The 22,667-nt window shown below is 73.3% G+C and carries 24 protein-coding genes; 10 read left to right on the top strand and 14 right to left on the bottom strand.

What is annotated here, in order from left to right:
* Positions 1-72: 72 nt before the first annotated feature.
* The 4 genes from ACFC0G_RS11430 to ACFC0G_RS11415 all read left to right on the top strand — a co-directional run bounded on the left by ACFC0G_RS11430 (position 73) and on the right by ACFC0G_RS11415 (position 2,586).
* Positions 73-750: an AIM24 family protein gene (locus tag ACFC0G_RS11430; protein WP_376400826.1), complete on the top strand. Its 678-nt coding sequence runs from the start codon at positions 73-75 to the stop codon at positions 748-750.
* A complete protein-coding gene (locus tag ACFC0G_RS11425; RefSeq protein WP_376400823.1) occupies positions 747-1,610 on the top strand; it encodes an ATP-binding cassette domain-containing protein in 864 nt (287 codons plus the stop codon). Before ACFC0G_RS11430 ends, ACFC0G_RS11425 begins: the two co-directional genes overlap by 4 nt.
* Positions 1,607-2,257 carry an ABC transporter gene (locus ACFC0G_RS11420; RefSeq protein ID WP_376400820.1) on the top strand — a complete coding sequence of 217 codons (651 nt, stop codon included), beginning with the start codon at positions 1,607-1,609 and terminating at the stop codon, positions 2,255-2,257. Before ACFC0G_RS11425 ends, ACFC0G_RS11420 begins: the two co-directional genes overlap by 4 nt.
* Before the next feature lie 134 nt (positions 2,258-2,391).
* The gene (locus ACFC0G_RS11415; protein ID WP_376400817.1) at positions 2,392-2,586 is read left to right on the top strand and encodes a hypothetical protein; all 195 of its coding nucleotides are present in this window, start codon (positions 2,392-2,394) and stop codon (positions 2,584-2,586) included.
* 15 nt (positions 2,587-2,601) lie between these two features.
* On the opposite strand, the gene ACFC0G_RS11410 is transcribed toward ACFC0G_RS11415, so the two are convergent.
* Positions 2,602-3,507 (bottom strand): polysaccharide deacetylase family protein, encoded by a 906-nt coding sequence (locus ACFC0G_RS11410; protein WP_376401452.1) that lies wholly within the window; start codon positions 3,505-3,507, stop codon positions 2,602-2,604.
* 47 nt (positions 3,508-3,554) lie between these two features.
* Positions 3,555-3,752 carry a hypothetical protein gene (locus ACFC0G_RS11405; protein WP_376400814.1) on the bottom strand — a complete coding sequence of 66 codons (198 nt, stop codon included), beginning with the start codon at positions 3,750-3,752 and terminating at the stop codon, positions 3,555-3,557.
* A gap of 120 nt (positions 3,753-3,872) precedes the next feature.
* On the opposite strand from ACFC0G_RS11405, the gene ACFC0G_RS11400 reads away from it, so the two are divergent.
* Positions 3,873-5,399 carry a hypothetical protein gene (locus ACFC0G_RS11400; RefSeq protein WP_376400811.1) on the top strand — a complete coding sequence of 509 codons (1,527 nt, stop codon included), beginning with the start codon at positions 3,873-3,875 and terminating at the stop codon, positions 5,397-5,399.
* Here ACFC0G_RS11400 and ACFC0G_RS11395 read toward each other — a convergent pair.
* The 4 genes from ACFC0G_RS11395 to zapE all read right to left on the bottom strand — a co-directional run bounded on the left by ACFC0G_RS11395 (position 5,385) and on the right by zapE (position 9,649).
* Positions 5,385-6,287 (bottom strand): PPK2 family polyphosphate kinase, encoded by a 903-nt coding sequence (locus tag ACFC0G_RS11395; RefSeq protein WP_376401448.1) that lies wholly within the window; start codon positions 6,285-6,287, stop codon positions 5,385-5,387. The genes ACFC0G_RS11400 and ACFC0G_RS11395 overlap by 15 nt on opposite strands.
* A 291-nt stretch (positions 6,288-6,578) precedes the next feature.
* Entirely contained in the window at positions 6,579-7,970 is a 1,392-nt protein-coding gene (locus ACFC0G_RS11390; RefSeq protein ID WP_376400808.1) for an alkaline phosphatase PhoX, read from the bottom strand.
* Positions 7,971-8,103: 133 nt separating this feature from the next.
* Positions 8,104-8,529: an OsmC family protein gene (locus ACFC0G_RS11385; RefSeq protein ID WP_376400806.1), complete on the bottom strand. Its 426-nt coding sequence runs from the start codon at positions 8,527-8,529 to the stop codon at positions 8,104-8,106.
* 34 nt (positions 8,530-8,563) lie between these two features.
* The gene (gene zapE / locus ACFC0G_RS11380) at positions 8,564-9,649 is read right to left on the bottom strand and encodes a cell division protein ZapE (protein WP_376400803.1); all 1,086 of its coding nucleotides are present in this window, start codon (positions 9,647-9,649) and stop codon (positions 8,564-8,566) included.
* Between the two features lie 36 nt (positions 9,650-9,685).
* Between zapE and ACFC0G_RS11375 the strand changes: the two genes are divergently transcribed.
* The 4 genes from ACFC0G_RS11375 (at position 9,686) to msrB (ending at position 13,143) form a co-directional block, all read left to right on the top strand.
* Positions 9,686-10,543 carry a pyrimidine reductase family protein gene (locus ACFC0G_RS11375; RefSeq protein ID WP_376400800.1) on the top strand — a complete coding sequence of 286 codons (858 nt, stop codon included), beginning with the start codon at positions 9,686-9,688 and terminating at the stop codon, positions 10,541-10,543.
* Between the two features lie 105 nt (positions 10,544-10,648).
* Positions 10,649-11,122: an indole-3-glycerol phosphate synthase gene (locus tag ACFC0G_RS11370; RefSeq protein WP_376400797.1), complete on the top strand. Its 474-nt coding sequence runs from the start codon at positions 10,649-10,651 to the stop codon at positions 11,120-11,122.
* A 167-nt stretch (positions 11,123-11,289) separates the two neighbouring features.
* Entirely contained in the window at positions 11,290-12,681 is a 1,392-nt protein-coding gene (gene murC, locus ACFC0G_RS11365) for a UDP-N-acetylmuramate--L-alanine ligase (RefSeq protein WP_376400794.1), read from the top strand.
* A gap of 42 nt (positions 12,682-12,723) precedes the next feature.
* The gene (gene msrB, locus ACFC0G_RS11360; protein ID WP_376400791.1) at positions 12,724-13,143 is read left to right on the top strand and encodes a peptide-methionine (R)-S-oxide reductase MsrB; all 420 of its coding nucleotides are present in this window, start codon (positions 12,724-12,726) and stop codon (positions 13,141-13,143) included.
* Between the two features lie 34 nt (positions 13,144-13,177).
* Here the strand turns inward: msrB and ACFC0G_RS11355 are convergent, their stop codons facing one another.
* The gene (locus tag ACFC0G_RS11355) at positions 13,178-13,645 is read right to left on the bottom strand and encodes a hypothetical protein (RefSeq protein WP_376400788.1); all 468 of its coding nucleotides are present in this window, start codon (positions 13,643-13,645) and stop codon (positions 13,178-13,180) included.
* A 226-nt stretch (positions 13,646-13,871) separates the two neighbouring features.
* Between ACFC0G_RS11355 and ACFC0G_RS11350 the strand changes: the two genes are divergently transcribed.
* Positions 13,872-14,318 (top strand): hypothetical protein, encoded by a 447-nt coding sequence (locus tag ACFC0G_RS11350; RefSeq protein WP_376400786.1) that lies wholly within the window; start codon positions 13,872-13,874, stop codon positions 14,316-14,318.
* Here the strand turns inward: ACFC0G_RS11350 and ACFC0G_RS11345 are convergent.
* The 7 genes from ACFC0G_RS11345 to ACFC0G_RS11315 all read right to left on the bottom strand — a co-directional run bounded on the left by ACFC0G_RS11345 (position 14,315) and on the right by ACFC0G_RS11315 (position 22,399).
* Entirely contained in the window at positions 14,315-14,950 is a 636-nt protein-coding gene (locus ACFC0G_RS11345; protein WP_376400784.1) for a hypothetical protein, read from the bottom strand. The genes ACFC0G_RS11350 and ACFC0G_RS11345 overlap by 4 nt on opposite strands.
* Positions 14,947-15,657 carry a vWA domain-containing protein gene (locus ACFC0G_RS11340; protein WP_376400781.1) on the bottom strand — a complete coding sequence of 237 codons (711 nt, stop codon included), beginning with the start codon at positions 15,655-15,657 and terminating at the stop codon, positions 14,947-14,949. The genes ACFC0G_RS11345 and ACFC0G_RS11340 overlap by 4 nt, the downstream gene beginning before the upstream one ends.
* Before the next feature lie 16 nt (positions 15,658-15,673).
* Positions 15,674-16,927: a lipopolysaccharide kinase InaA family protein gene (locus ACFC0G_RS11335; protein WP_376400778.1), complete on the bottom strand. Its 1,254-nt coding sequence runs from the start codon at positions 16,925-16,927 to the stop codon at positions 15,674-15,676.
* A complete protein-coding gene (locus ACFC0G_RS11330) occupies positions 16,924-18,048 on the bottom strand; it encodes a serine/threonine protein phosphatase (protein ID WP_376400775.1) in 1,125 nt (374 codons plus the stop codon). The genes ACFC0G_RS11335 and ACFC0G_RS11330 overlap by 4 nt, the downstream gene beginning before the upstream one ends.
* A 149-nt stretch (positions 18,049-18,197) precedes the next feature.
* A complete protein-coding gene (locus tag ACFC0G_RS11325; RefSeq protein ID WP_376400772.1) occupies positions 18,198-19,547 on the bottom strand; it encodes a hypothetical protein in 1,350 nt (449 codons plus the stop codon).
* Between the two features lie 29 nt (positions 19,548-19,576).
* Positions 19,577-21,826, bottom strand: a complete 2,250-nt coding sequence (locus tag ACFC0G_RS11320; protein ID WP_376400770.1) for a hypothetical protein — start codon at positions 21,824-21,826, stop codon at positions 19,577-19,579.
* A 174-nt stretch (positions 21,827-22,000) separates the two neighbouring features.
* Entirely contained in the window at positions 22,001-22,399 is a 399-nt protein-coding gene (locus ACFC0G_RS11315; RefSeq protein ID WP_376400767.1) for a hypothetical protein, read from the bottom strand.
* Positions 22,400-22,667 lie beyond the last annotated feature (268 nt).

The raw sequence follows: 22,667 nt of genomic DNA, 5'->3' as shown, positions 1-22,667 counted from the left end.
TGCCACTGCCGATGCGTGCGAACTGCGGGGGATTCTTGTGGGAATCAGGGCTTCCGGGCCAGGATGCCCTGCATGAAGAGTGATCTTTTCGCCGGCGAACATCTCGCCGAGGCGGCCGGCTTCCCGGGCATGACCCTGCAGAACGCGAAGTCGGTCAAGTACACCGTCAACGGCGAGATGCACGCCCGTCAGGGCTCGATGATCGCCTTCCGCGGCGATCTCCACTTCGAGCGCAAGGGCCAGGGCATCGGCGGCCTGCTCAAGCGCGCCGTCACCGGCGAGGGCCTGGCGCTGATGGCCGTCCGCGGCCAGGGCGAGGCCTGGTTCGCGCACGAGGCGCAGAACTGCTTCATCATCGAGATCGAGCAGGGCGACGCCTTCTCGGTCAACGGCCGCAACGTCCTCTGCTTCGACTCGACCCTCCACTACGAGATCAAGACGGTGAAGGGCGCCGGCGTGACCGGCGGCGGCATCTTCAACTCCGTCTTCTCCGGCTACGGGAAGGTGGCGCTGATCTGCGAGGGCAACCCCATCGTCATCCCCGTCTCCCCGCAGGCCCCCGTGTTCGTCGACACCGACGCCGTCGTCGGCTGGAGCGAGCAGCTCCGCACCTCGCTGCACCGCTCGCAGTCCCTCGGTTCGATGATCCGCGGCGGCTCGGGCGAGGCGGTGCAGCTCAAGCTGGAGGGGCAGGGCTTCGTCGTCGTCCGGCCCAGCGAGCTCACCCCGCAGAAGAACTCGTCGAGTTGAGGCTGGAGGGGGTCGGGCGGCGGTACGGCCCGCGCGGGCCGTGGGTCCTGCGCGGGGCCGTCCTCGACCTGCCCGCCCCCGCCCTCGTCCGGGTCGTCGGCACCAACGGCACCGGGAAGTCGACGCTGCTCCGTCTTGTCGCCGGGATCGACGCCCCGAGCGAGGGCCGGATCACCGGCCGCCCGCCCCGCACCGCGTACGTCCCCGAACGCTTCCCGGTGGCCCTGCCCTTCACGGCCGGCGACTACCTGGTCCACCTGGGCCGCGTCCAGGGCCTCGGCCGGGCGACGGCCCGGGCCCGGGCGGCGGAGTGGCTGGAGCGCTTCGGGGCCGCCGAGCACGCCCGTACGGAACTGGCGGAACTCTCCAAGGGCACCAGCCAGAAGGTCGCCGTCGCCCAGGCCCTCCTCGCGGACCCGGACCTCCTCGTCCTCGACGAGGCCTGGACCGGCCTCGACACCACCGCCCGCACCGCACTGGACCGCGCCGTCCGGGAACGGGTCGCGGCGGGCGGCACGGCCGTCTTCGTCGACCACGACCCGCGCCGCCTCGCGGGGGAGGCGGACGCGGTGTACGCCGTGGAGGCCGGCGCGGTACGGGCCGTCGCGGCAGCGGCGCGGGAAGCGCCGCCGGAGCCCCGGGTCCGGATCACCGCCTCCGGCGGCAAGCCGCTCCCGGACGGCCTCCCGGGCGCCCCCGCCACCGAGTCGCCGCACTCCGACGAGCCCGACGGCCCCACCGACCCCATCGGCACGCTCGTCCTGACCGTCGGCGCGGCACACTCCGACGCCCTCCTCGCGGCGCTCCTCGCCGCCTCCTGGCACATCCACCGACTCGACTCCGAAGGCGTACGGGTATGACGGCGCTCCTGCGCTACCAGTCGGGTCTGCTCCTCCGCTCGCAGCGCTGGCTCGCACCGCTCCTCCTCTACGCGGCCTTCCTCGCCGTCGGCGTCCGCGCGGGCGAGCCCGTGCTCGGCGCGCTCGGTTTCTCGGCGGCGGCCCTGGTCCCGGTGACGGCCTGGTGCGTACGGATCTGCCTCACCCAGGAACCGCCCGCCGCCCGGAACGTCGTCGCCGCGGCCGCCGGCCGGGGCCGCGCCCACCTCGCGGCGCTGCTCACCGGGACCGCCCTGCCGGGGCTCCTCGGCGTGCTCGCCGTCCTCGGTGTCACGGCGATCGGCGACCTGCGCGGGGTCGGCCCGCTCGCCGCCGCGGGCGCGGGGCTCCTCGCGACGGCGGCCTGTGTGCTGACGGGCGCCTCCGTGGGCGCCCTCACCGCCCGCCCGTTCGTCAAGGCCGCCGGCTGGTCGGTCGCGGCGCTCGTCACCGGCTCGCTCCTCGCCCTCGTGACCACGGGCTCCCCGGCGAAGCACGCGCTGACCGCCCTGGTCACCGGCTCCCGCACGACGACCGCACAGCTGCCCTGGCTCGCGTGCGCCGGAGCCGTGCTCCTCGCGGCGGCGACGGCGGCCCTCGCCTGCCGGGCCACGGCACGCCTGGAGTGAGCGGGCGCGGAGTGAGCGGGCTCGAAGGGAGCAACTCCGGAGTGAGCAACCCCCGAGTGAGCAACCCCCGAGTGAGCAACCCCGGAGTGAGTAACCCCCGAGTGAGCAACCCCCGAGTGAGTACGCTCGACCACATGACCGAGTCCACGTCCTACTGCGACGGCACCTCCGAGCCCGTCGGCCCGAAGCCCGAACCGGCGGCCGAGGGCCCCTTCGCCTCCTGCGTCCTGTGCCAGGAGCCGACCGAGTACCCCGAGTCGGTCAAGGGGATCACGCTCTGCCCGGTGTGTGAATGGCAGGAAGCGCAGCGCAACGCCTGCTCGGGCTAGGAGGCGTCGTGCGGCTCAGCGGCCGCCCATCAGCTCCGAGACCTTCACGAAGCGGTAGCCGCGCGCCCGGAGTTCCGGGACGATCCGGCGGATCGCCTGCTCGGTGACGGGCGCGGCGCTGCGCGTGCAGTGCATGACGACGAGCGAGCCGGGCTTCACCCCGTCGAGCACCTGCTCGGCGACGGCGTCCGCGTCCTTGGCGAAGGCGTCGCCGCTGACCACGTCCCACTGGACCGCCGTCACCCCGGCGGGGCCGAGCGCGCGCAGGGCGGCGTCGTCGTAGCAGCCGCCGGGGAAGCGGAAGTACGGGACGACGTTGACCGCCCCGGCGTCCCGGAAGGCGTCGAAGGCCCGCTGCACGTCCGCGGTCATGTCGGGGCCCGCGACGGTCGGAAGTCCGTAGCAGGGGGACGCGAAGGCGTAGTGGCTGTAGGAGTGGTTGGCGATCTCGAAGAGCGGGTCGCCGCCGATGGACTTGGCCTGGTCCGGGTACTCCTCCGCCCAGCGGCCCGTCATGAAGACGGTGGCGTCGACCTTGAGCCGGCGCAGGGTCGCGACGAGCTGCGGGTTGTCGAAGTGCTCGCCGCGCGCGGCCCGGGGGCCCTGGTCGGCGGTCATGTCGGCGTCGAAGGTGAGCGCGACGACCTTCTCGGCGCTGTTCGGCGCCCCCGCGGTCCGGCGGGAGTACACCGGGGTGAGTCCGCCGGGCCCCGGGGCCAGGGTGGGGGCCGCGGTGCGTACGCCGCCGCGTCCGGCCGCCGGCTTGGGCCCGGCCGCCGCGTCGGCCGGAGCCGAGGGGCTGTGGGGGGCGGCCGGCGCCGTCGACCCCGTCGGCCCTGTCGGCTCCTTCGCCGCGGGGGTCGGGTCGCCGCCCCCGCCGCAGCCGACGAGAGCGGCGCCCAGGAGAGCGGACGCCGCCATCTTTCGTACAGAAATGTTCACGATCGGAAGTTAACTGATCAAAGTGACTAACGCTCGCGACTCGACAGCAGCAGCACCCGAGTCCACGCGCTGAGCTGACGCACCATCGCCTGGGCGTGTGCGGCCCGGTCCCGGCGGAAGGGGAGGACGAGCAGCGCGGGGACGAAGGCAAGGGTGACGAGCAGCAGGGGCAGCGTCGCGACGAGGACGATGAGGGCGCGCTGCGCCCGGCGGAGAGTGCGCATGGGGTTCCTTCGGGAGGCGAGGAGGAGATCGACGAGCCCCCACCGTCGGCTCCGTCCGGTACGTTGCGAAAGCCGCAACTGTTGCCGATGCGGCGTCAACACCGCCGGGGGAGAGGCACGATGACCGAAGTGGCCCGTACGCAGGGCGCGCAGGGCACCTCGTCCGACGTCGAGCGGGGCGAGGTGGCCGAAGTCGCCGCACTCGGCACCGTGTTGACAGGACTGTTCAACCGCCTCGGCATCCCGCAGACCCAGTACGCCCACCGCGTCCACCTCGACAAGTCCGCCGTGTCCCGCTACCTCTCCGGCCGGCGCCTCGCCCCTCAGGAGTTCATCGACCGCCTGGTGCGGGAGGTGGAGGAGCACGTGGGCGCCCCGCTCCAGCCGGAGGCCAAGGAGGCGATCCGGGGGCAGCGGCTGGAGGCGCTGCGCGTCTGCAACCCGGCGGAGTTCCAGCTGGAGAGCCTGCGGGGCGAGCTGGCCCGCTCCCGCCGCGACACGGAACGGGCCCACCGCACCGTCGAGGCCCTGCACTCCCTCCTGGAACGCAAGGAGTCCGAAGTACGTCACGTCGCCGAGGACCTGACACAGCTCCGCATGGACTGGGGCGCGGAGCGGACCGCCCTCAGCCGCGCGCAGGAGGACCTCCTCGGGGAGATCACCCGGCTCCGCCAGGATCTCCAGGACGCCGAACGCCTCCGGGCGGATGCCGAGCGCCAGGGCAGGGAGCTGCGGGACCAGGTGCTGGACCTGGAGGAGGAGCTGTCGCGGCGGGGCCCGGCGACGGCCCTGGACGACGTACCGCTGGAGCTGTTCAAGCGTCGGCTGGCGGCGATGTGGGACGGGGACGACCTCCCCGAGGCGGCGCGGGACCTGACCGAGGCCGCGTGGTCGCGTCCCCTTGAGGAGGTGGCGGAGCTGCTGCGCTGGCTGCTGGAGATCGGAGCCGCCCCGGAGACGTTCGCCGCGGACGTGGCGCGGCTGAGGCCGCTGGACGACGTGCTGGCCTTCGCCCCGGAGGTCGTCCGGCTGGGACGGACCCGGACCCGGGAGTCGTGGACGGCGGCGGTCGCCTCCCGGGTCACCCAGCGCAGCGCGGCCGTCGTCTTCCAGGGCCTGCGGGACGCCGGGACCCGCTCCGACTCCGAGGCCGACCGGGTCCTCGCCGAGGCGGTGGGCCGGGTGCGGAGCGACGCCCAGGCGGTCACCCTCGTGACGGCCGCGCTGGCCGGCACCGTGAGCCCGGCCCCCCTGGCGCGGGTGGCGGAGAAGCTCGCCAACGGGAGCCGGCTCGACCGCTTCGGCCTGCGGGCCTCGGTGGGGCTCGCGAAGGCGGGACGGTACGACGTGGCCGCCCTAGTCCTCGCCGCGGCGGTCGCCGCCGGGCCCGACCTGCGACTCGGCCGGGCCGTCAGGGACCTGGACGACACCGGGATCGACACGCTGTTCGATCTGGTGACCTGGCTGGACGACACGAAGGTCATGACCACCTTCACCGTCCGGCTGGCCCGGGCGGAGGAGACGGCGCTCCTGGGCCGGCTGTTCACCGTCATGGTCGGCCACGGCCGGCTGGAGCTCCTCGACCTGGAGTCCTCCGAGGCGCTGACGCGCGCCGTCAGGGACTGGCGCCGCTCACGTCAGCAGTAGTCGCCGCCGGCACTCGTCCACGTCGAAGTCGCCCGGTGGGTACGCCGGGTCCAGCGCCTCCAGGTGTTCGAGCAGCAGCTTGCTGATCGCCCAGTTCCGGTACCACTTGCGGTCCGCCGGGACCAGGTACCAAGGGGCCTCGTCCGTCGTGCAGCGTTCGAGGGCGATCTCGTACGCCTCCCGGTACGCCGGCCACACCGACCGCTCCTCGATGTCGCCCGGGTTGAACTTCCAGTGCTTCTCGGGGTTGTCCAGGCGCTCCAGGAGCCGGTTGCGCTGCTCCTCGTACGAAATGTGCAGGAACACCTTGACGACCGTCACGCCGTCCTCGGCGAGCGAGCTCTCGAAGCGGTTGATCTGCTCGTAGCGGCGGTCGAGCCGCTCGCGCGGGACCAGGTCGCGGACGCGTGCGATGAGGACGTCCTCGTAGTGCGAGCGGTCGAAGATGCCGATCTCGCCCGGCTGGGGGAGCGCCTTCATGATCCGCCAGAGGAACGGATGGTTCTGCTCCTCCGGCGTCGGTGCCTTGAAGGCGTGGATGCGGCAGCCGGACGGGTTGAAGAGACCGATGACGTGCTTGACCGTGCCGCCCTTGCCGCTGGTGTCCATGCCCTGGAGGACCAGGAGCAGCCGCCGCCGGTCGCCCGCCGCGCTCGACGCGTACAGCCGTTCCTGGAGGTCCGCGAGGCGCGGCGCGAGGGCGGCGGTGGCGGCCAGGCCGGCCGCCTTGTCGGCGGGGCCGGCCGGGGTCGCCGAGGCGTCGTACGCGGTGAGGTCGAGCCGCTCGCCCTCGGGGACGCGCAGCACGTCACGCAGGGGTGCGTCCCGCCGCTTCCGCTGTTCCCGCTTCTTCCGGTCGTCCTTCTTCTTGCCGTCCTTCTTCGCCACCGGGTGACCCTTCCGCCGCACCGCTCGTCCTTCCCCGATCCTGCGACGGAACCCGGTCGCCCGCGACCGCGCGCCGCGTGTGGTGGAAGAGGAGGTCGAGCAGGAAGGCGGCGAGGGCCGCGCTCGTGATGCCGCTGCCCAGGATGATGCGGGACCGGGCGGGGAAGCCGTCGTGGATCCCGTCCGCCCGCGACGGCGGTGACGTACCGGCTGGGTTCGTTTCGGTGGGGGGCGGTCGCGCTACGAGAGCGTGACGCGCGTAGCGCGACCGCCTGGTGCCCACCGCTCAGCTCAGCACCACGGGCCCGTCACCGCGAACGTCGTCCCCGGCGTGTAGCAGTTCACGTACAGCGTGGAGCCGTCCGGGGAGAAGGTGACGCCCGCGAACTCGCCCCACTCCGGGGCCTCGGGCGTCCCGCCCGCTGCGGTAGCAGCTGATGTCAGAGCCTGGGCGTTGCGGGCGACCGCGTACACCTCGCCCTTCCTGCTCACCCCGTAGACGTGCTGGGCCCCGTCGCCGTCCTCGCTGACCATCAGGCCTCCGCTCGGCGTCAGACAGATGTTGTCCGGCGACTCGCCAGGCAGCTGGATGTCCGTGCTCGGGCCGAAGACGACGACGAGCGTGAGGCGGCGCCGGTGCGGCTCGTACTTCCACACCTGTCCGAAGTGCGTCGCGCCGGAGCCGTCCTTGAGGCGGGCGAAGGAGGACACGAAGTACACGGCCCGCCCGCCCCAGTAACAGCCCTCCAGCTTCTGGGCGTGCGTGATGCCCTTCGGCCCGAAGTCCTGGAGCCTGATGGGCGTCTCGGCCGCCTGCGGATCCGGTACGGGGACCCACTCGACGCCCTCGAAGCGGGCGCCGGTCTCCTGGATCACCGAGAGGTCGGGTACGCCGGGCACCCGCATCGCCTCCAGGGCGCCGCCCGCGCGCAGCGAACCGGTGCCGCCGAGCGGCTTGTCCGGGAGGAAGCGGTAGAAGAGGCCGAAGGGCTGCTGGAAGGCGTCCTCCGTCTCGTACACGATGCCGCTCGACGGGTCGACGGCGATCGCCTCGTGCTGGAAGCGGCCCATCGCGGTGAGCGGGACGGCCCCGGTGCGGTGGGGGTCGGCGCCGTCGACCTCGAAGATGAAGCCGTGGTCCTTGGTGTAGCCGTTCGTCCCGGCCCTGTCCTCGGTCTCCTCGCAGGTGAGCCAGGTGTTCCAGGGGGTGGGCCCGCCGGCGCAGTTGACGGCGGTCCCGGCGATGGCGACCCGCTCGCCGAGGACGTTGTTCCGGCCGTCGAGTTCGAGGGCCGTGCACCCGCCCTTCGCGGCCGGGTCGTACGTCAGACCGGGGACGGTCGGGACACCGATCTTCCCGGTGACCCGGTTCTCGTGGTTGCGGACGAGGTGCACGCGCCCGCGACGGCCGGCGAAGGCGCCCATGCCGTCGTGGTTGCTGGGGACGGGCCCCTCGCCGGAGCGGAGCGGATCGCCCTGCCGCGAGAGGACCTTGTAGCGGAAGCCCGCCGGGAGGTCGAGGAGTCCGGCGGGGTCGGGGAGGAGGGGGCCGTAGCCGCCCCGGTTCCCGATCCCGGCGGCGGCCGCGCCGCCGGCGAAGAGTTCGGAGAAGGCGCCGGTGAAGGCGATCCCGGCGACGGACGCGCCGGTGCGGGAGAGGATCTGACGTCGTGTCGAGGACATGAGGCGACAACTTCCTGTTGGCGGACAGGACAGGTGTGTGACGTGTGACCCGCATGTGTGTATCACGCACAGTGGTGACACGTGAACCATGCGGGCCACAACTGCCTCGTGTGGCGGCCGGTCTGACCCGGGGTCAGACCAGTTCGGCGGTGAGCGTGATCGTCGTGCCCGTGAGCGCCTGGCTGACCGGGCAGTTCTTCTTCGCGTCCTCCGCCAGCTCCTGGAACCGGTCGGCGTTCAGGCCGGGGACCTCGCCGCGCACGGTGAGGTGGATGCCGGTGATGCCCTGGCCCGGCTGGAAGGTGACGTCGGCCTTGGTCTCCAGGCGGGCCGGCGGCGCGTAGGCCTTGGCCAGGATGTTGGAGAAGGCCATCGAGAAGCAGGACGAGTGCGCGGCGGCGATGAGCTCCTCGGGGCTCGTCTTGCCGTTCGGCTCCTCGGTCCGGGCCGGCCAGGAGACGTCGTACGAGCCGAGGCCGGACGAGTCGAGGGTGACGACGCCGGAACCCTTGAGGAGGTCGCCCTGCCAGACGGTGTGGGCGTGACGCACGGTGGCCATGGTGGATCCCTTTCGATCGGGTACGGCCCCCAAGCTACTGCGCGACAAGCCCCTTCGCGTCGCGTGCGAGCGCGGTGAGCCGGGAGATCGCCCGGAAGTACTTCTTGCGGTAGCCGCCGTTCAGCATCTCGTCGCTGAAGAGCTTGTCGAAGGGCATTCCGGAGGCGAGGACGGGTATCTCGCGGTCGTACAGCCGGTCGGCGAGGACGACGAGCCGGAGCGCCGTCGACTGGTCGGGGACCGGCTGGACGTCGGTGAGGCAGACCGCCGTGAGGTCGTCGGTGAGCGCGCCGTACCGGCTCGGGTGCACCTTGGCCAGGTGGTCGAGGAGGTGCGGGAAGTCGTCGAGGGAGGCGCCGGGCGTCGCGTACGCGGTCTCCGTCACGGCCTGGTCGGAGTACGGGGCCGGGGCCTCGGGCAGGCCGCGGTGGCGGTAGTCCTCGCCGTCGATCCGCAGCGGCATGAAGTGCGCGGAGAGGCCCTGGATCTCGCGGAGGAAGTCGGCGGCGGCGAAGCGGCCCTCGCCGAGCTTGCCGGGGAGCGTGTTGGAGGTGGCGGCGAGCGCCACGCCCGCCTCGACGAGCTTGCCGAGGAGGCTGGAGACGAGGACGGTGTCGCCCGGGTCGTCGAGCTCGAACTCGTCGATGCAGAGGAGGCGGTGCCCGCTGAGGGTCTTCACCGTCTGCTGGAAGCCGAGCGCGCCGACCAGGTTCGTCAGCTCGACGAAGGTGCCGAAAGCTTTCAGCGACGGATCGGCGGGGGTCGAGTGCCAGAGGGAGGCCAGCAGGTGGGTCTTGCCGACGCCGTACCCGCCGTCCAGGTAGACCCCGCGCGGCCCGCTCGGGGCGGCCGGCTTCTTGGCGAACCAGCGGCGCTTCCCGGCGCCGGAGGCGTGCGCCCCGCCGAGGCCCTCGGCGAAGCCGCTCAGCGCCTTGACGGCGTCCGTCTGGCTCGGCTGGTTCGGGTCCGGGAGGTACGTGTCGAAGCGTACGGAGTCGAAGCGGGGAGGCGGCACCATCTCCGCGACGAGTCGGTCGGCGGGGACGTGGGGCTCTCGGGAGCAGAGCGAGAGCGGGGCCGCTTCGGTGGAAGCCGCTTCGGTGAGGGCGTGGGTCGACACAGTTCCCCACTGTAAGCGCCATGTCAGACTCCGAGGATGCGACGACTGCTCCCTGTGACGGACATGACAGCCCCCGAGACCGGCGCCGGGGAGGTCCCCGCAAGGTCCTCCGGGCCCGGGGTGCCCACGGCGGGGGAGGCCCCGGAGACCCCCTCGAACGAGCTTTCGGTCGGCGGCCGGGAGTGGTCCCTCGACGAGCTGGCCGACGCCTACGCGTACCCGGAGGGTGACGGTGTGTGGCTGCGGGCCAACATGGTCTCGTCCCTCGACGGGGCCGGCCAGCACGACGGCCGGTCCCAGCCGCTCTCGTCCGACACGGACATGCGGATCTTCGGCACCCTGCGCGGGCTCGCCGACGTGATCGTCGTGGGCGCGGAAACGGTACGCCTGGAGGGGTACCGCCCGGCCAGGGCGCGGGAGGCCTTCGCCGCCCGCCGGGCCGCCGCCGGGCAGGGCCCCGCGCCCGTGATCGCCGTGGTCACCGCCTCCCTCGACCTCGACTTCTCCCTGCCGCTCTTCACGGAGCCGCTGGTGCGGACCCTGATCCTGACGGGGGCCGCCGCGCCCGCCGAGCGCGTACGGGCCGCCCGCGAGGCGGGCGCCGAGGTGCTGGTCGCGGGTGACGGGGCCGGGGTGGATCCCGCCCGTGCGGTCGCGGCCCTCGCGGAGCGCGGGCTGCGGCGCCAGCTGACCGAGGGCGGGCCCCGGCTGCTCGGCCAGTTCGTGGCGGCGGACGTCCTCGACGAGCTGTGTCTGACGATCTCGCCGGCGATGACGGCGGGCGACGCGCAGCGGATCGCGGGAGGCCCTTCGGTGGCGGTCCCGACACGCTTCGCGGTGGTGTCGGTGCTGGAGCAGGACGGCTTCCTCTTCACCCGCTACCGTCGGATCTGACAATCGGCGGAATTTGTCGTTCCGCTTTCCGTCCGCTGGGCACACTTATGTCGCAGACCCCGTGCGGGCACGGGGAAGGATGGTTTCCGCAGAAGGGCTCCTGAGGTGTTCACAAGCGTTCTGATGATCGAGAAGCCCCTGACGTCCGTCGACGTGGAGTTCGTCACCACGCTGCACGGCGACGAGGACGTGTCCTTCATCGTCCTTATGCAGCCGCGTGGTGACCAGGCCGATGTGTTGTTGCGGGCCATCGACGACGTCGCCATGGGCGAACTGAAGGACGCCGCCCACGAGGGCGAGGAGCCGGAGGGCAAGGCCGCCCGGGTCCCCGCCGAGCAGGCCCTGGAGTACTCGCTCCAGGCGCTGAGAAACGCCGGCTGCGAAGCGGTCGGCCAGGTCGTCGAGGACCACCCGCTCACCAAGATGAAGGCGGTGGTCGAGGAGTCGGAGGCGGACGAGGTGATCGTTCTCACCGCCCCGCACTACGTGGAGGAGTTCTTCCACCGGGACTGGGCCTCCCGGGCCCGCCACAAGGTCGGCGTGCCCGTCCTGAAGCTCTTCGCCCACAGCGAGGAGTAAGGCGTAGCCGGGCCGTGTCCGCGCCCCGTGCAGGGGGCGCGGGCACGGCGGACCCGCCGTGCCCCGGGCCCTCTGCCACGAGCCACTAGGCTGGTGCTTCCAGTACGACACAGCCAGACGACACAGCCGGACGACATCGTCAGGCGCACCCCCGGGGAGAGAACCGCATGGCACCCGCCATCCCTGCCGCCATGGAACGGCCGCACTTCATCGGCATCGGCGGTGCCGGAATGTCGGGCATCGCGAAGATCCTCGCCCAGCGGGGCGCCAAGGTCGCCGGCAGCGACGCCAAGGAGTCCCCGACCGCCGAGGCCCTGCGCGCCCTCGGCGCCACCGTGCACATCGGCCACGCCGCCGAGCACCTCGCCGACGACGCCTCCGCCGTCGTCGTCTCCAGCGCGATCCGCGCCGACAACCCCGAGCTGGCCCGCGCCGCCGAGCTCGGCATCCCCGTCGTGCACCGCTCCGACGCGCTCGCCTCCCTCATGGACGACCTGCGCGCGATCGCCGTCGCCGGCACGCACGGCAAGACGACCACCACCTCGATGCTGGCCGTCGCCCTCACCGAGCTGGGCCTCGACCCCTCGTACGCCATCGGCGGCGACCTCGCGGGCCCCGGCACCAACGCCCGCCACGGCTCCGGCGACGTCTTCGTCGCCGAGGCCGACGAGAGCGACCGCAGCTTCCAGAAGTACGACCCCGAGGTCGCGATCGTCCTCAACGTCGAGCTGGACCACCACGCGAACTACGCCTCCATGGACGAGATCTACGAGTCCTTCGAGGCCTTCACCGCCAAGATCCGCCCCGGCGGCACCCTCGTCGTCGGCGAGCACGCGGGCGCCCGCGAGCTGGCCCGCCGGGTCGCGGACCGCGACGGCCTGCACATCGTCACGGTCGGCGAGTCCGAGGACTCCGACGCCCGGATCCTGAAGATCGCCCCGAACGGCATGAAGAGCGAGGTCGTCGTCCTCCTCGACGGCGTCGAGCACGCCTTCACCGTCTCCGTCCCCGGCCGCCACTACGCCCACAACGCCGCCGCGGCCCTCGCCGCCGGCGCCCGCGTCGGCATCGACCCGGCCGAGCTGGCCCAGGCCCTCACCGCCTACACCGGCGTCGGCCGCCGCCTCCAGCTCAAGGGCGAGGCCGCGGGCGTCCAGGTCATCGACTCGTACGCGCACCACCCCACCGAGATGACCGCCGACCTGGAGGCCATGCGGGGCGCCGCCGGTGACGCGCGCCTGCTCGTCGTCTTCCAGCCCCACCTCTTCTCCCGCACCCAGGAGCTCGGCAAGGAGATGGGCGACGCGCTGGCCCTCGCCGACGCCTCGGTCGTCCTCGACATCTACCCGGCCCGTGAGGACCCGATCCCCGGCATCACGAGCGAGCTGATCATCGCCGCCGCGCAGCGGGCCGGCGCCGACGTCACGGGCGTCCACGACAAGGCGACCGTCCCGGACGTCATCGCGGGAATGGCCAAGCCCGGCGATCTCGTTCTCACGATGGGCGCGGGCGACGTCACGGACCTCGGACCGCGGATCCTGGACCACCTGACGAGTTGATCAGAAGCAGCAGCGGCAGCAGTAGCAGCGGAGGAGCGAGCGATGGCGTACGAGGTCGAGAAGCCGGACGAGCAGTGGCGTGCGGAGCTCACCCCGGCGGAGTACCAGGTGCTCCGCCAGGCGGGCACCGAGCCCGCCTTCCGCGGCGAGTACACGGACACGAAGACGCAGGGCGTGTACTCCTGCCGGGCCTGCGGCGCCGAGCTCTTCACGTCGAACGAGAAGTTCGAGTCGCACTGCGGCTGGCCCTCCTTCTTCGACCCCAAGGAATCGGCGGCGGTCGAGCTGATCGACGACCGCTCCCACGGCATGGTCCGCACCGAGGTCCGCTGCTCGCGCTGCGGCTCGCACCTCGGCCACGTCTTCGAGGGCGAGGGCTACCCCACCCCGACGGACCAGCGGTACTGCATCAACTCGATCTCGCTGCGGCTGGAGCCCGTGCCGGGGTCGGAGCAGGGCTGACCGGGGCGCGGCGGCGCCGACCGGAGCGAGGGGCTCAGCTCGGAGAGGGTTCCGGGGTGAGCTCCTCGCGGTCGAGGCGCGTGCCCGACTTGTAGATGGTCACGGCGCCGTCGGCGATGACGTAGCGGTACGGGCTGTTGGTCGCCTCGTACCCCTTGGCCGTCTTCTTCGCCGGCATCGCGATGCCCGCCTCGCGCTGGTCCCTGAACTCGCCGTAGTAGTACAGCTTCCCCGCCGTCGTGCTGCAGAGCGTGATCCGGTGGTCGTCCGTGCGGAACGCCTTGACCAGCGTGGCGTCCTTGCCGCTCGGCAGCGCGGACGCGATGCGCGACGGGCACGCGGGACCGGACCTGCTCGGGGCGGCCGTCGGCTTCGTGTCGGAGTCGTCCGGACCGCCGAGGCCGAGGGAGCCGGAGAGCGCGCTCTGGACGATCCCCAGCAGCACGAGTCCGCCGACCAGCGTCAGACAGCCGACCACGCAACCGTTCGACTTCTTCTTCACCGGCCGCCGGTACGGAGGCGGGGTGTAGGGCGGCGGCGTGTAGCGCGGCGGAGTCGGAGTGCGGGCGGGCGGGGTGTACGGGGGCGTCGTCGTCGCCCGGGGCGGCGGCGGGGTGTAGCCCGTACTGCTCGGCGGCGGGTAGAAGACGCCCGTCGGGCGCGCCCCGGACCCGCCGGTGGTCCCGGCGCGTGGCGTGGTCGGTGGGGTCGGCGTGGTCCGGCGGGGCGTGGGCCTCGGCGGCGTCGCCTTCCTGGGGGCGGCCTTCTTGGCGGTGCCCGGCCTGGGCGGCGTCGTCCTCGGGGGCGTGGCTTTCGTGGCGGCAGGCTTCGGGGCCGGCTTCTTCGGCGCGCTTCCGCCGCTCGCCTTCCAGCTCTTGCCGCAGCCGGCGCAGTCGAGCCGCCGCGACGGGTTGGTGGCGCGGCACGTCCCGCAGATCCAGTCGCCGGACGGACGCGCGGGCGACGGGCGCTTCGGCGCCGGGCGCGAGGGAGCGGGGGACGGGGTGGGCGCCGGGGTGGGCTTCGGGCGTGACGGGGTGGGGGGCGGCGCGAGCGGTCCCTTACGCGTCGACCCGCAGATGTCGCAGGGCGTGTCCCCCGCCCCGGTGTTGCTGCCGCAGTCCTTGCACTGCCATTTCGCCGAGCCCGTCACCCCTGTCGTCCCTCCTGCCTAGTGGTCGCTGTTCGCCGGGCGTGCCATCACGTCCCGGAAGAGTTCGTCCGACCTCGGTCCGACATGGTTGACGATCCAGGCGGGCCCCTCGGGGACGCGCCCCAGTTCGGGCTCGGGTTCGGTCTCGGGTTCGGCCTTGCTCGGGGCCGCCTCCGCCGCGGTGTTCGGGGCCGTGCCCGGGGCCGTGTCCGGGTTCTCCTCGGGCGCGGCTTCGGTTACGGGCTCCGCCAGGGCCAGGGCCAGGGCCACGGGCCGGGACCCGGACCCGGCCCTGGAACCGGCTCCGGTTCCGGTTCCGGACCCGGCTCCGGCTCCGGGCCCGGACCCCGCCTCGTCCTCCGGTCGGTCCGGTACCGAGTAGTCGTCCCAGAGCACGCGCAGGAAGCGCCGGGCCTGCTCCACCTGGCCGGGCGGTACGTCCAGGCGCACCACCGCCGGATCGGTCCCCGCCGCGCCGGCGGGGAAGCGGAACCGGAAGTCGAGCCGGTGGCTCTCCCGTTCCTTCGTCGGAGGGTGGAGCGAGGCCGAGGCGCAGTGCGACACCCGCACTTCGAGGACTCCTCCGCCGACCCAGAGGAACTCCAGGCCGTCACGTGCCAGCGAGAGGCGGAAGCCGTCCCACTCCAGACTCACAGGCTGTTCGCGATCGTCTCGATGATCTCGTCCATCTCGAACTCCTCCAGTCCCTCGCCCGCCTTGGAGGCGAAGTGCAGGGTGAGGTCCCACTCCTCGGCGATCGGGTCGGACCAGGGCGCCTCCTCCGGCGCGAAGAGCACCAGCCGCTTGGCGGACTGCTCCATGACCGAGGTCTGGCTGCGGGCGTAGCCCCACTGCTCGAACAGGTCGTCCATCGTGCGGGGGATGTGCGTCGGGTAGGTCGCCGCGTCCGCGCCGACCGTACCGAGGGCGTGCGCGGGCGCGTCCGTGAACATCACGATGACATGGCGCCTGCGGTCGAGCCCGGTCTCCCAGGGGGAGTTGATCGCGAGCGCCAGGGCCTCAAGGCCGGACTCCGGGATGTCGCCGCCGCCGCCCGCGTCGATCCCGCTCACGAACTGCTCGAACTCCTTCGCCTGGGCGGGGAGATGGAGGAAGTCGGTCTCCTCGATGGCGTCCGAGGGGTCGTCGCCGAAGTCGCGGAACGCGATGACCTTCAGCCGCAACTGGCTGATGGACTTGCCCTTCTTGGCCATCACGTCGTCGAGACGCTGGTGGAACTGGAGGGCACTCGACTTCACCGTGCCGAGGACGGGGTGCATGCTGCCGGTCGCGTCGATGCAGAGGGCGATGTCGACGGCGTACTGCAGGTTTCCCTGGTACTGCCCGCGGGCGTCGTTCATGGGGTGGTTCTCCTTGTCAGGGGGTGGGTCGGTCGCCGCCGCGGCGGCCACCGAGGTTGATGCGGACGCGGGACGTGCCCGGCGCGGGAGCGGACGCGGGCGCGGGGCCCGGCTCCTCGGTCGCCGAGGGCGGCGGCGCGGGCGCGGGGGCGACGGGGGGCGCCGGTGCGGCCGGTGTGGCGGGGGTCGCCGGTGCGGCGGGCGCGGACGGTGCCGGGGTCTCCGGGGTCTCCGCGGGCTCCTTGCGGCGTCCGAACGTGGACCGGATGCGGCTCGGACGCCGCTCCTCGGGCGCGGGCGCGGGCGCGGGCGCGGGCGTGGCCGTCGGGGCCGGCCCGGCCGGCGGGGTTCCGGAGGCCGTCGTGCCCGGCCGCCGGTGCTGGAGCGTGCACACGGCCGGGTCGGCGAGCGTCGCCAGGAAGGCGGAGACGTCCGGGCGGGTACGCGGGTCGGCGGCCGTCATGCGGCGCAGCAGGTCGAGCAGTTCGTCGGAGAGCCGCGGGTCGAGCCGGAGCTCCTCGCCGGCGTTCACCGCGTCCGCCGGAGACCCGAACCGCTCGTCGTACGACGGGAGTCCGCCCGTCACGTACAGGTGCGTCATGAGCCCGAGCGCGAAGATGTCGACGGCGCAGGTGAGGTCCTTCGGGCCGGCCGAGCCGTCGCCCTGGAGGTAGCGCCGCCACTCCGGGGCGCCGTAGACGGAGTCGCCCGAGATGTCGTCCGGCTTCGGCGGGTCCCCGGAGTCGTAGGAGTCGTCGAAGTCGATCAGCCGCGCCGAGTGGAACGCGGCGCCCTCCCGCTTCTGGACCAGCACGTTCAGCGGCTTGAGGTCCCCGTGCACGGTGCCGGTCTCGTGGAGCTGCTTGAGGCTCGATCCGAGCGTCTTGAGCAGCACCGTCTTCGGTCGCGGCTCAAGGGTCTGGGGCCGTTCCAGGCTGGAGGTGTCGATCCGCTCCGTGACCTTGAAGTAGGTGCTGCGCTCGTGGAAGAAGTCGGTGGCGAGGACGAGGTTGCCCCCGCCGAGGGTGTCCGGGCGCAGCCGCTTCATGATCTTGCGGTGCCGCTGCTCGAACTCCTGGGCGACCTCGCGGCGGATCCGGACGCTCTTCGAGTCGGCGGCGTCGTCGCGCGGGCGCTTGGGTTCGAGGAACTGCTTGATGAAGTACTGTCCCCCGTCCTTCTCCGCGAAGGCCCAGATGCACTTGCCGCCGTTGGCGTTGGTGGGATCGGTGACGATGCGGTAGCCCGCGATCGTGTCGCCCTTCTTCATCGGAACTCCTCGGATGCGGGCGGCAGATAGGTCTCGTATCCGGCGCGGTAGGTCTGCCAGCTCTGGTCCTGCCAGGCGCGGACGCGGGCGTGCGTCTCCCGCGTGGCGTCCTGTCCGGCGCCCGCCTCGACGGTGGTCGGGGAGGCCGGGTCGAGGACGTCGGGACGGCCTCGCACGTGCCGCTCGGTCAGCTCGGCGAACCGCGGTTCGTAGGCACGGCGCAGCCGCGCGAAGTCGCGGTGGCCGATGGCGAGCAGGGCGAGGGAGGCGTCGTCGGCGGTGTACGCCTGCACCTCGCGGCGGAGCAGGTCGGCCCACTCGTACTCGGTGCCCGCCTCGCGCAGCGTGCGCAGGAGCAGGTACTCGAAGTCGGCGGGGGTGTGGACGTAGCCGAAGTATCCGTCCGTCGCCGCCACCAGGACGCAGGGCAGGTCGAACGAGGCGATGTACTGCGTGTCGATGACGAAGTCCCGGTCCGCGCACACCATGTTGGTCATCGGCGGGTCGGAGCGCAGCAGTTCGAGGGCGTCGCTCTCGCGCGTGTGGTCCCGGGTGAGGACGTGCAGTCCCCTGTCGGGGGTCAGGACGTACGCCCGGGAGTCGCCCGCCCACAAGGGGCGCAGCTCGACGGTGTGGCGGTCGTCCCGGATCTGGTAGTGAACGGCCGCCAGGGTGGTGGGCAGTTGGCGGCGCATGGTGCCGCCGATCTTGCTGCGGCGCTGCGGGGCCTTGGCGAGGAACCAGTCGAGGTACTGGTGCAGGGACTCCGCGCCGACCTGCTCGGTCTCCTGCGCGACCTCGTGGAACCAGCAGTCCGTGGCCAGGCGCGCGACCCTGGCGCCGACCCAGGCCCCGGTGTGCCAGGTGCCGTCGGGTCCCTCCCACACGGGGGCGGAACCCGCGCCGCCCGAGCCGTCGAACACGGCGATCAGGCCCTGGTGGGTGCCCCAGTGGTGGACGACGAAGGGCTCGGCGTCCTCGCCGTGCCCGGGCACCCGCTCGGTCCACACGGAGAGCGCGTGCACCCGCGTGTCGCCCGCCGTCGTCGCCCAGACGGCGGCCTGGGGCGGCAGCGGGCGGTGATCCGGCTCCGGCGGGGCTCCCGGGGTCGTTCCCGGCACGCTTCCGGGCGTTGATCCGGGTGTCGATCCGGGCGCTGTTCCCGGTGCTGTTCCCGGCGCCGGCGGAGCGTGGGCCGGGCCGGCCATCGGGCCGGGTCCGATCTCGTGCGGGTGCGTGGTGTGCCACGCCCCGCGCTCCTCTTCTGCCATCAACGCTCCCTGTCGGATCCGGGTCGAGGGGTGTCCCGCTTGGTGGTGCCCCGCACCCTGCTCACCCGGGGCGCCGGCCGGTCCGCGGGCGGCGGTGTGGCGGACCGTGGGGCGGACGGCTCGGCGGGCGTGGCGGGAGGCTCGCCGGCGGACTCGGCGGCGGGCCGTCCGGGGCGGCCCCGGTCCGCGCCCGGCAGCGGTTCGTCCGCGGGCGGCCCGGAGCTCGCGGCGCCGCGCGGCGCCGCGCCGTAACGCCTGCCGTCCCGGTCGCGGTCCCGTTCCCGTTCCCGGTCGCGGGCGGAGCCGTACTCCTCCGAGCGCCCCGAGCCGTACGCCCCCGGTCCCCGCGCGCCGGGCCGGGGCCGCCTCGTGTCCGCCGGGGCCCCGTCCCGCAGCACCTCGCCGCGCAGCGGCCTGCCGGGTTCGGCGGGGGCGTCCTCGGGGGCCGGTGCGAGCTCCGGGGGCCGGTCCGGGTCCGTGGCGCGGGCGAGCGAGCCGCGCAGGCGCCCGCGGCGGGCCGCGCCGTCGAAGAGCCCGTCGCCCTCGCGCAGCACCTCCTCCAGGACGGTGCGCTCCAGCTCGGCCTGCTCGAACGGCTCCCGGTCGGCGTCGCCGCGCTCCAGGACGAGGCGCATGATCTCGCGCCGGACCTCGCGCTTCTCGGCCTCGTTCTTCTCGATCCAGGTGAGCGCGGCCCGGGGGCCCTCCTTCTCCATGATCTCGGCGATCAGGCCGTCGAGGCCCTCCTCGCGGATCATGTCCAGATGGCGCCCGCGCCGCATCCCGGAGAGCCGTGTCTCCCGTACGACGTCCCGGTACTCGCGTCCGCTGGCGGTGATCTCGTCCTCGTCGACGAGGAGTTCGACCTGGACGTTCCGCAGGCGGATCGCGTCGTCGCCGGTGAAGCCGGCCACGCGCGCGTTCAACGCCCGCTCCGCCTCGTGGAATTCGGCGATGTCGTAGTCCCGGGACACCTCGCGGAGCATCTGGCGGAAGTAGCCGAAGAGGGTCGCGCTCATGTCCCGGATGCCGCGCGACACGACCTGTGCCGGGTCGGCGACCCGGCACACCAGGTCGACCCGGCTGCGGAAGGAGAAGGTGTGGTCGCGGCTGAGCAGCGGGATGTCGAGGACGAGCCGGTGCTCGGTCATGTCGACCGTGAACATCCGGCTGTACGTGCCGAAGCGCGAGGACGGGATCTCCTCCCCGCTGCGAATCGTCAGGGACGGACCGCTGTCCCTGACGAGGACGAGCGCGCGGCCGGGCTCCGGCGGCCGTACCGGCTTCGTCAGCCGCCACTTGGGCAGCTCCTCACCGGACAGCACCGGGTCGTAGGTCTGCGGTTCCACGGGCTCCTCCTCTCTTCTCCGATGGGTGCTCAGGTCGTACGGGTCAGGTGCCGGTGCAGCCGGGCCGCGTTCGGCGAGGGCCGCTCGCGGTCGTGCGCCCACTTGTTCAGCCACCACACCAGCCGCTCCCGGTGCGAGCCCGGCCTGCGGGCGATGTCCTGGAGCAGTCCGCCCAGGGCGTCGAGCGTGCGGGGGCCGCCCTCGTCGGCGTACACGTCGATCCAGTCGCGCAGCGCGAGGAGAGCGGTGTCCTGCATGGGGCGGCGCGCGAGGGACCGTGCCCACAGCTCCCCGACCGCCCGCCGGTGCGCGGGCAGCCCGCTCAGCAGCAGCGGCACGCCCGGAACGCCGTCGACCAGGCCGTCGGCGACCGCCTCGTACGGGCGGGTCGTCGCGAAGAGGAAGGCGGAGAGCGACTTCACGACCATGGGGGAGAGGTCCTGCGGCTCGGACCACTCCAGGTAGGCGTCGAGGAGCGGCCCGGCCTGCCCCTGGTGGAGGAGGTGGACGCCTCCCCAGGCCACGGAGGGCAGCGTGCCCCAGTCGTCGTCCCGGTCGAGGGCGGCGTGCAGCACGGCCACGGCCCGCCCGGGCGCCGTGCGGCCGAGGAGCCCGCCCGCCGTGTTGGCGGCGGTCCCGGCGAGCCGGCGCTGCCGCGCGGAGCTTCCGCCGCGCGCCCAGCCGTGCAGCAGCGCCCACACGGCCTCGGCCGAGTCGTCGCGGCTGCCGGCGACGCCGAGCGCGGTCGCGGCGGCCTGGCGCAGCGGCCAGGACGTCCCGGCGGCCCAGGTGGTGAGGAAGCGGTGCACCGCGTAGTGGTGGTCGGCCCAGGCGAGCACCCCGGCGGCGACGGCGGCCCGGGCGCGGACCTCCAGGTCGCCGTGGTCGAGGAGCCTGCGCAGCCAGGAGAGCAGCGGCTCGCGCCATCCGTCGAGTCCGGTCCAGGCGTAGACGAGGACGACCTGCCCGAGCATCGCGTTGCGGAAGCGCACCCGGGGCGGCCCGAAGCCGTCGGCGTCGAGGCGGATCCACTGCTGCTCGTCGCCGAGCCGGTCCCTGAACCGTACGTCGGGCGGGGCGGTTTCGGGTGTCGCGAGGGCGGCCCTGAGCTTGACGGCGGCCTCGGCGACGGTCAGGTAGCCGCTGTCCTCCAGGACGGCCGCGGCGAGCGCGAACGCCACCGCCTCCGGGTTCCTGTGCCGGTCGAACCAGGTCCGCACCTGGTCGCTGGGGTCGCGCAGCGCGGCGGCCGCGACGGCCACGTCCCGACCGGCGGCGATGTCGGCGGCGAGGCGCGCGGCGTGCCGGGCGGCGGGCATCTCCCGCAGGGTGTCGACGACCCCGCCGGAGGCCAGCTCGGCGCGGAGCCGCGTACGGTCCTCCCGGGTGCCGCCGTGCCCGAGGACACGCCGTTCGAGGACGGCCAGCGGGTCGACGGGCGCGAGGGCGTGCGTGGGCACCGATTCGCCGCCGTCGCCCCGCACGGTGACGCCGAGGTCCTGGCCGCCGGTGAGGACGAGGTGGCAGCCGTGGGCCCGCAGGGCGGCCACGACGGCGTGCAGCCGCCGGGGGAGCGCCGCGAAGTCCCGTGCCCCGGCGGGCCCGTCCTCGACGAGGGCCAGGAAGCCGCTGTTCTTGACGGGCGGTTCCCAGTCGGGCGCGAGGACGGCGGCCGGGTCGAGGAGCCGGTGGCAGACCCCGCCGCCCTCGGCGCCGCTCAGGACGAGGGCCTCGGCGAGCAGGTTGACCGCGGTGGCCTCGCGGCCGCTGCCGGAGGGCCCGGTGAGGACGAGGAGCCGCCGCTCGCGCAGGGTGTCGAGCGTGGAGTCGTACCCCTCCGGCGGGACGAACAGGTCGGTGTGGTCGGCCAGTTCGGCGGCGGTGAGCGGCAGGACGGAACCGCCGCCGCGGGCGGAGGCACGGCCCGCGCTCCCGCCGCTGTGGAAGCCGCCGCCGAAGCTGACGGTGTCGTTGAAGAGCGCGAGCGTGCCGATCCGGGTGCCGGAGGCGTCGGCGTTGAGGCGCCTCGCGATGAGGTCCGCGATGGCACCGGCCTTCTGCGCCTCGGAGCGCTCGGCGTCGTCGGTCGCCGTGCCCTCCTTGAGGGAACGCAGGGCGTCGGACTCGCTGACGGGACCGTCCTCCTCCACGCCGGAGGGCCGCCGCTCGCTCTCAGGTACGGCCCTGGGGGCGTCGGCGCCGGCCGGCGGGGCGGCCGGGGGATCGGAGCGGTCGCCCGTGCCGCTCGGTGGCGGCTCGGTGGTGGATTCCTCGCTCATGGCACACGGTCTTCCGGGGGTGCGGTCGGCGTCGTAGAGAGCCGTAAGAGGGCGTCGTGGAGGGACATGACAGGGAGACGTCGCAGGGAGACGTCGCCAGGGACGTTGCCGAGAGACGTCGTGCGGGCCGCCGTGCGGGCCGTCGCACGAGCCGTCGTGCGGAGGAAGACGCCGTCAGGAGACGTTCCAGTCGCCCTGGATCTCGACCTTCTCGTTGAACACCTGGGCGTTCTTGATCAGAGCCGCGCTGACCTGAGGCCCACCGCGGCCGTTCGCCGCGACGGCCTCGTCGACCAGCCGCCGGATGTCGCCCTCGAACTCCCGGTCCCGCAGCATGTGCGCCGCGAGCATCCGCTCCAGGTCCTCCTGGCCGGTCTCGTCGTCCGGTGCGTCGGTCACGCGCTCCAGCGCGGTCTGGGCGTCGGCGTCCCCGCGGAACCGCTCCCGGATCCGGGCGACGAGCCGGGCCCCACCGGTCCAGCCGCTGCGCCCGGCCTCCTGCCCCGTGGCCTCCAGAGCGCCCTTGACCACGAGCGCGACGCCCGCGGCCGCGATGGCCGTCAGCGGATCCATGTGCTCCCCCGATTGTTCTCCACACAGAAGTGAGGCCATTCAAGTGGCCATTGCACGAAAGGCCAGGGGTTCGGCCAACAATGACCGAAACCGCCAGCCTGGTGAGGGGGCCTGTGGCCGATTCCGTACCCTGAGGGGACACGTCCACGCCACGTGAGGACGTGCTGGTGCGGCGCCCCCCTGGGACGAACCGTCAGCCGTTCGCTGTGGTAGGACTGTTCGGCATTGCAAAGAGTCGAACGGCTGGAAAGTCGGCAACGGGGGACGG

This window comes from Streptomyces sp. NPDC056169, assembly GCF_042268445.1.
GTDB lineage: Bacteria > Actinomycetota > Actinomycetes > Streptomycetales > Streptomycetaceae > Streptomyces.
Note: the sequence above shows the minus strand (reverse complement) of the source record. Positions and strands in the feature narration are given on the sequence as shown.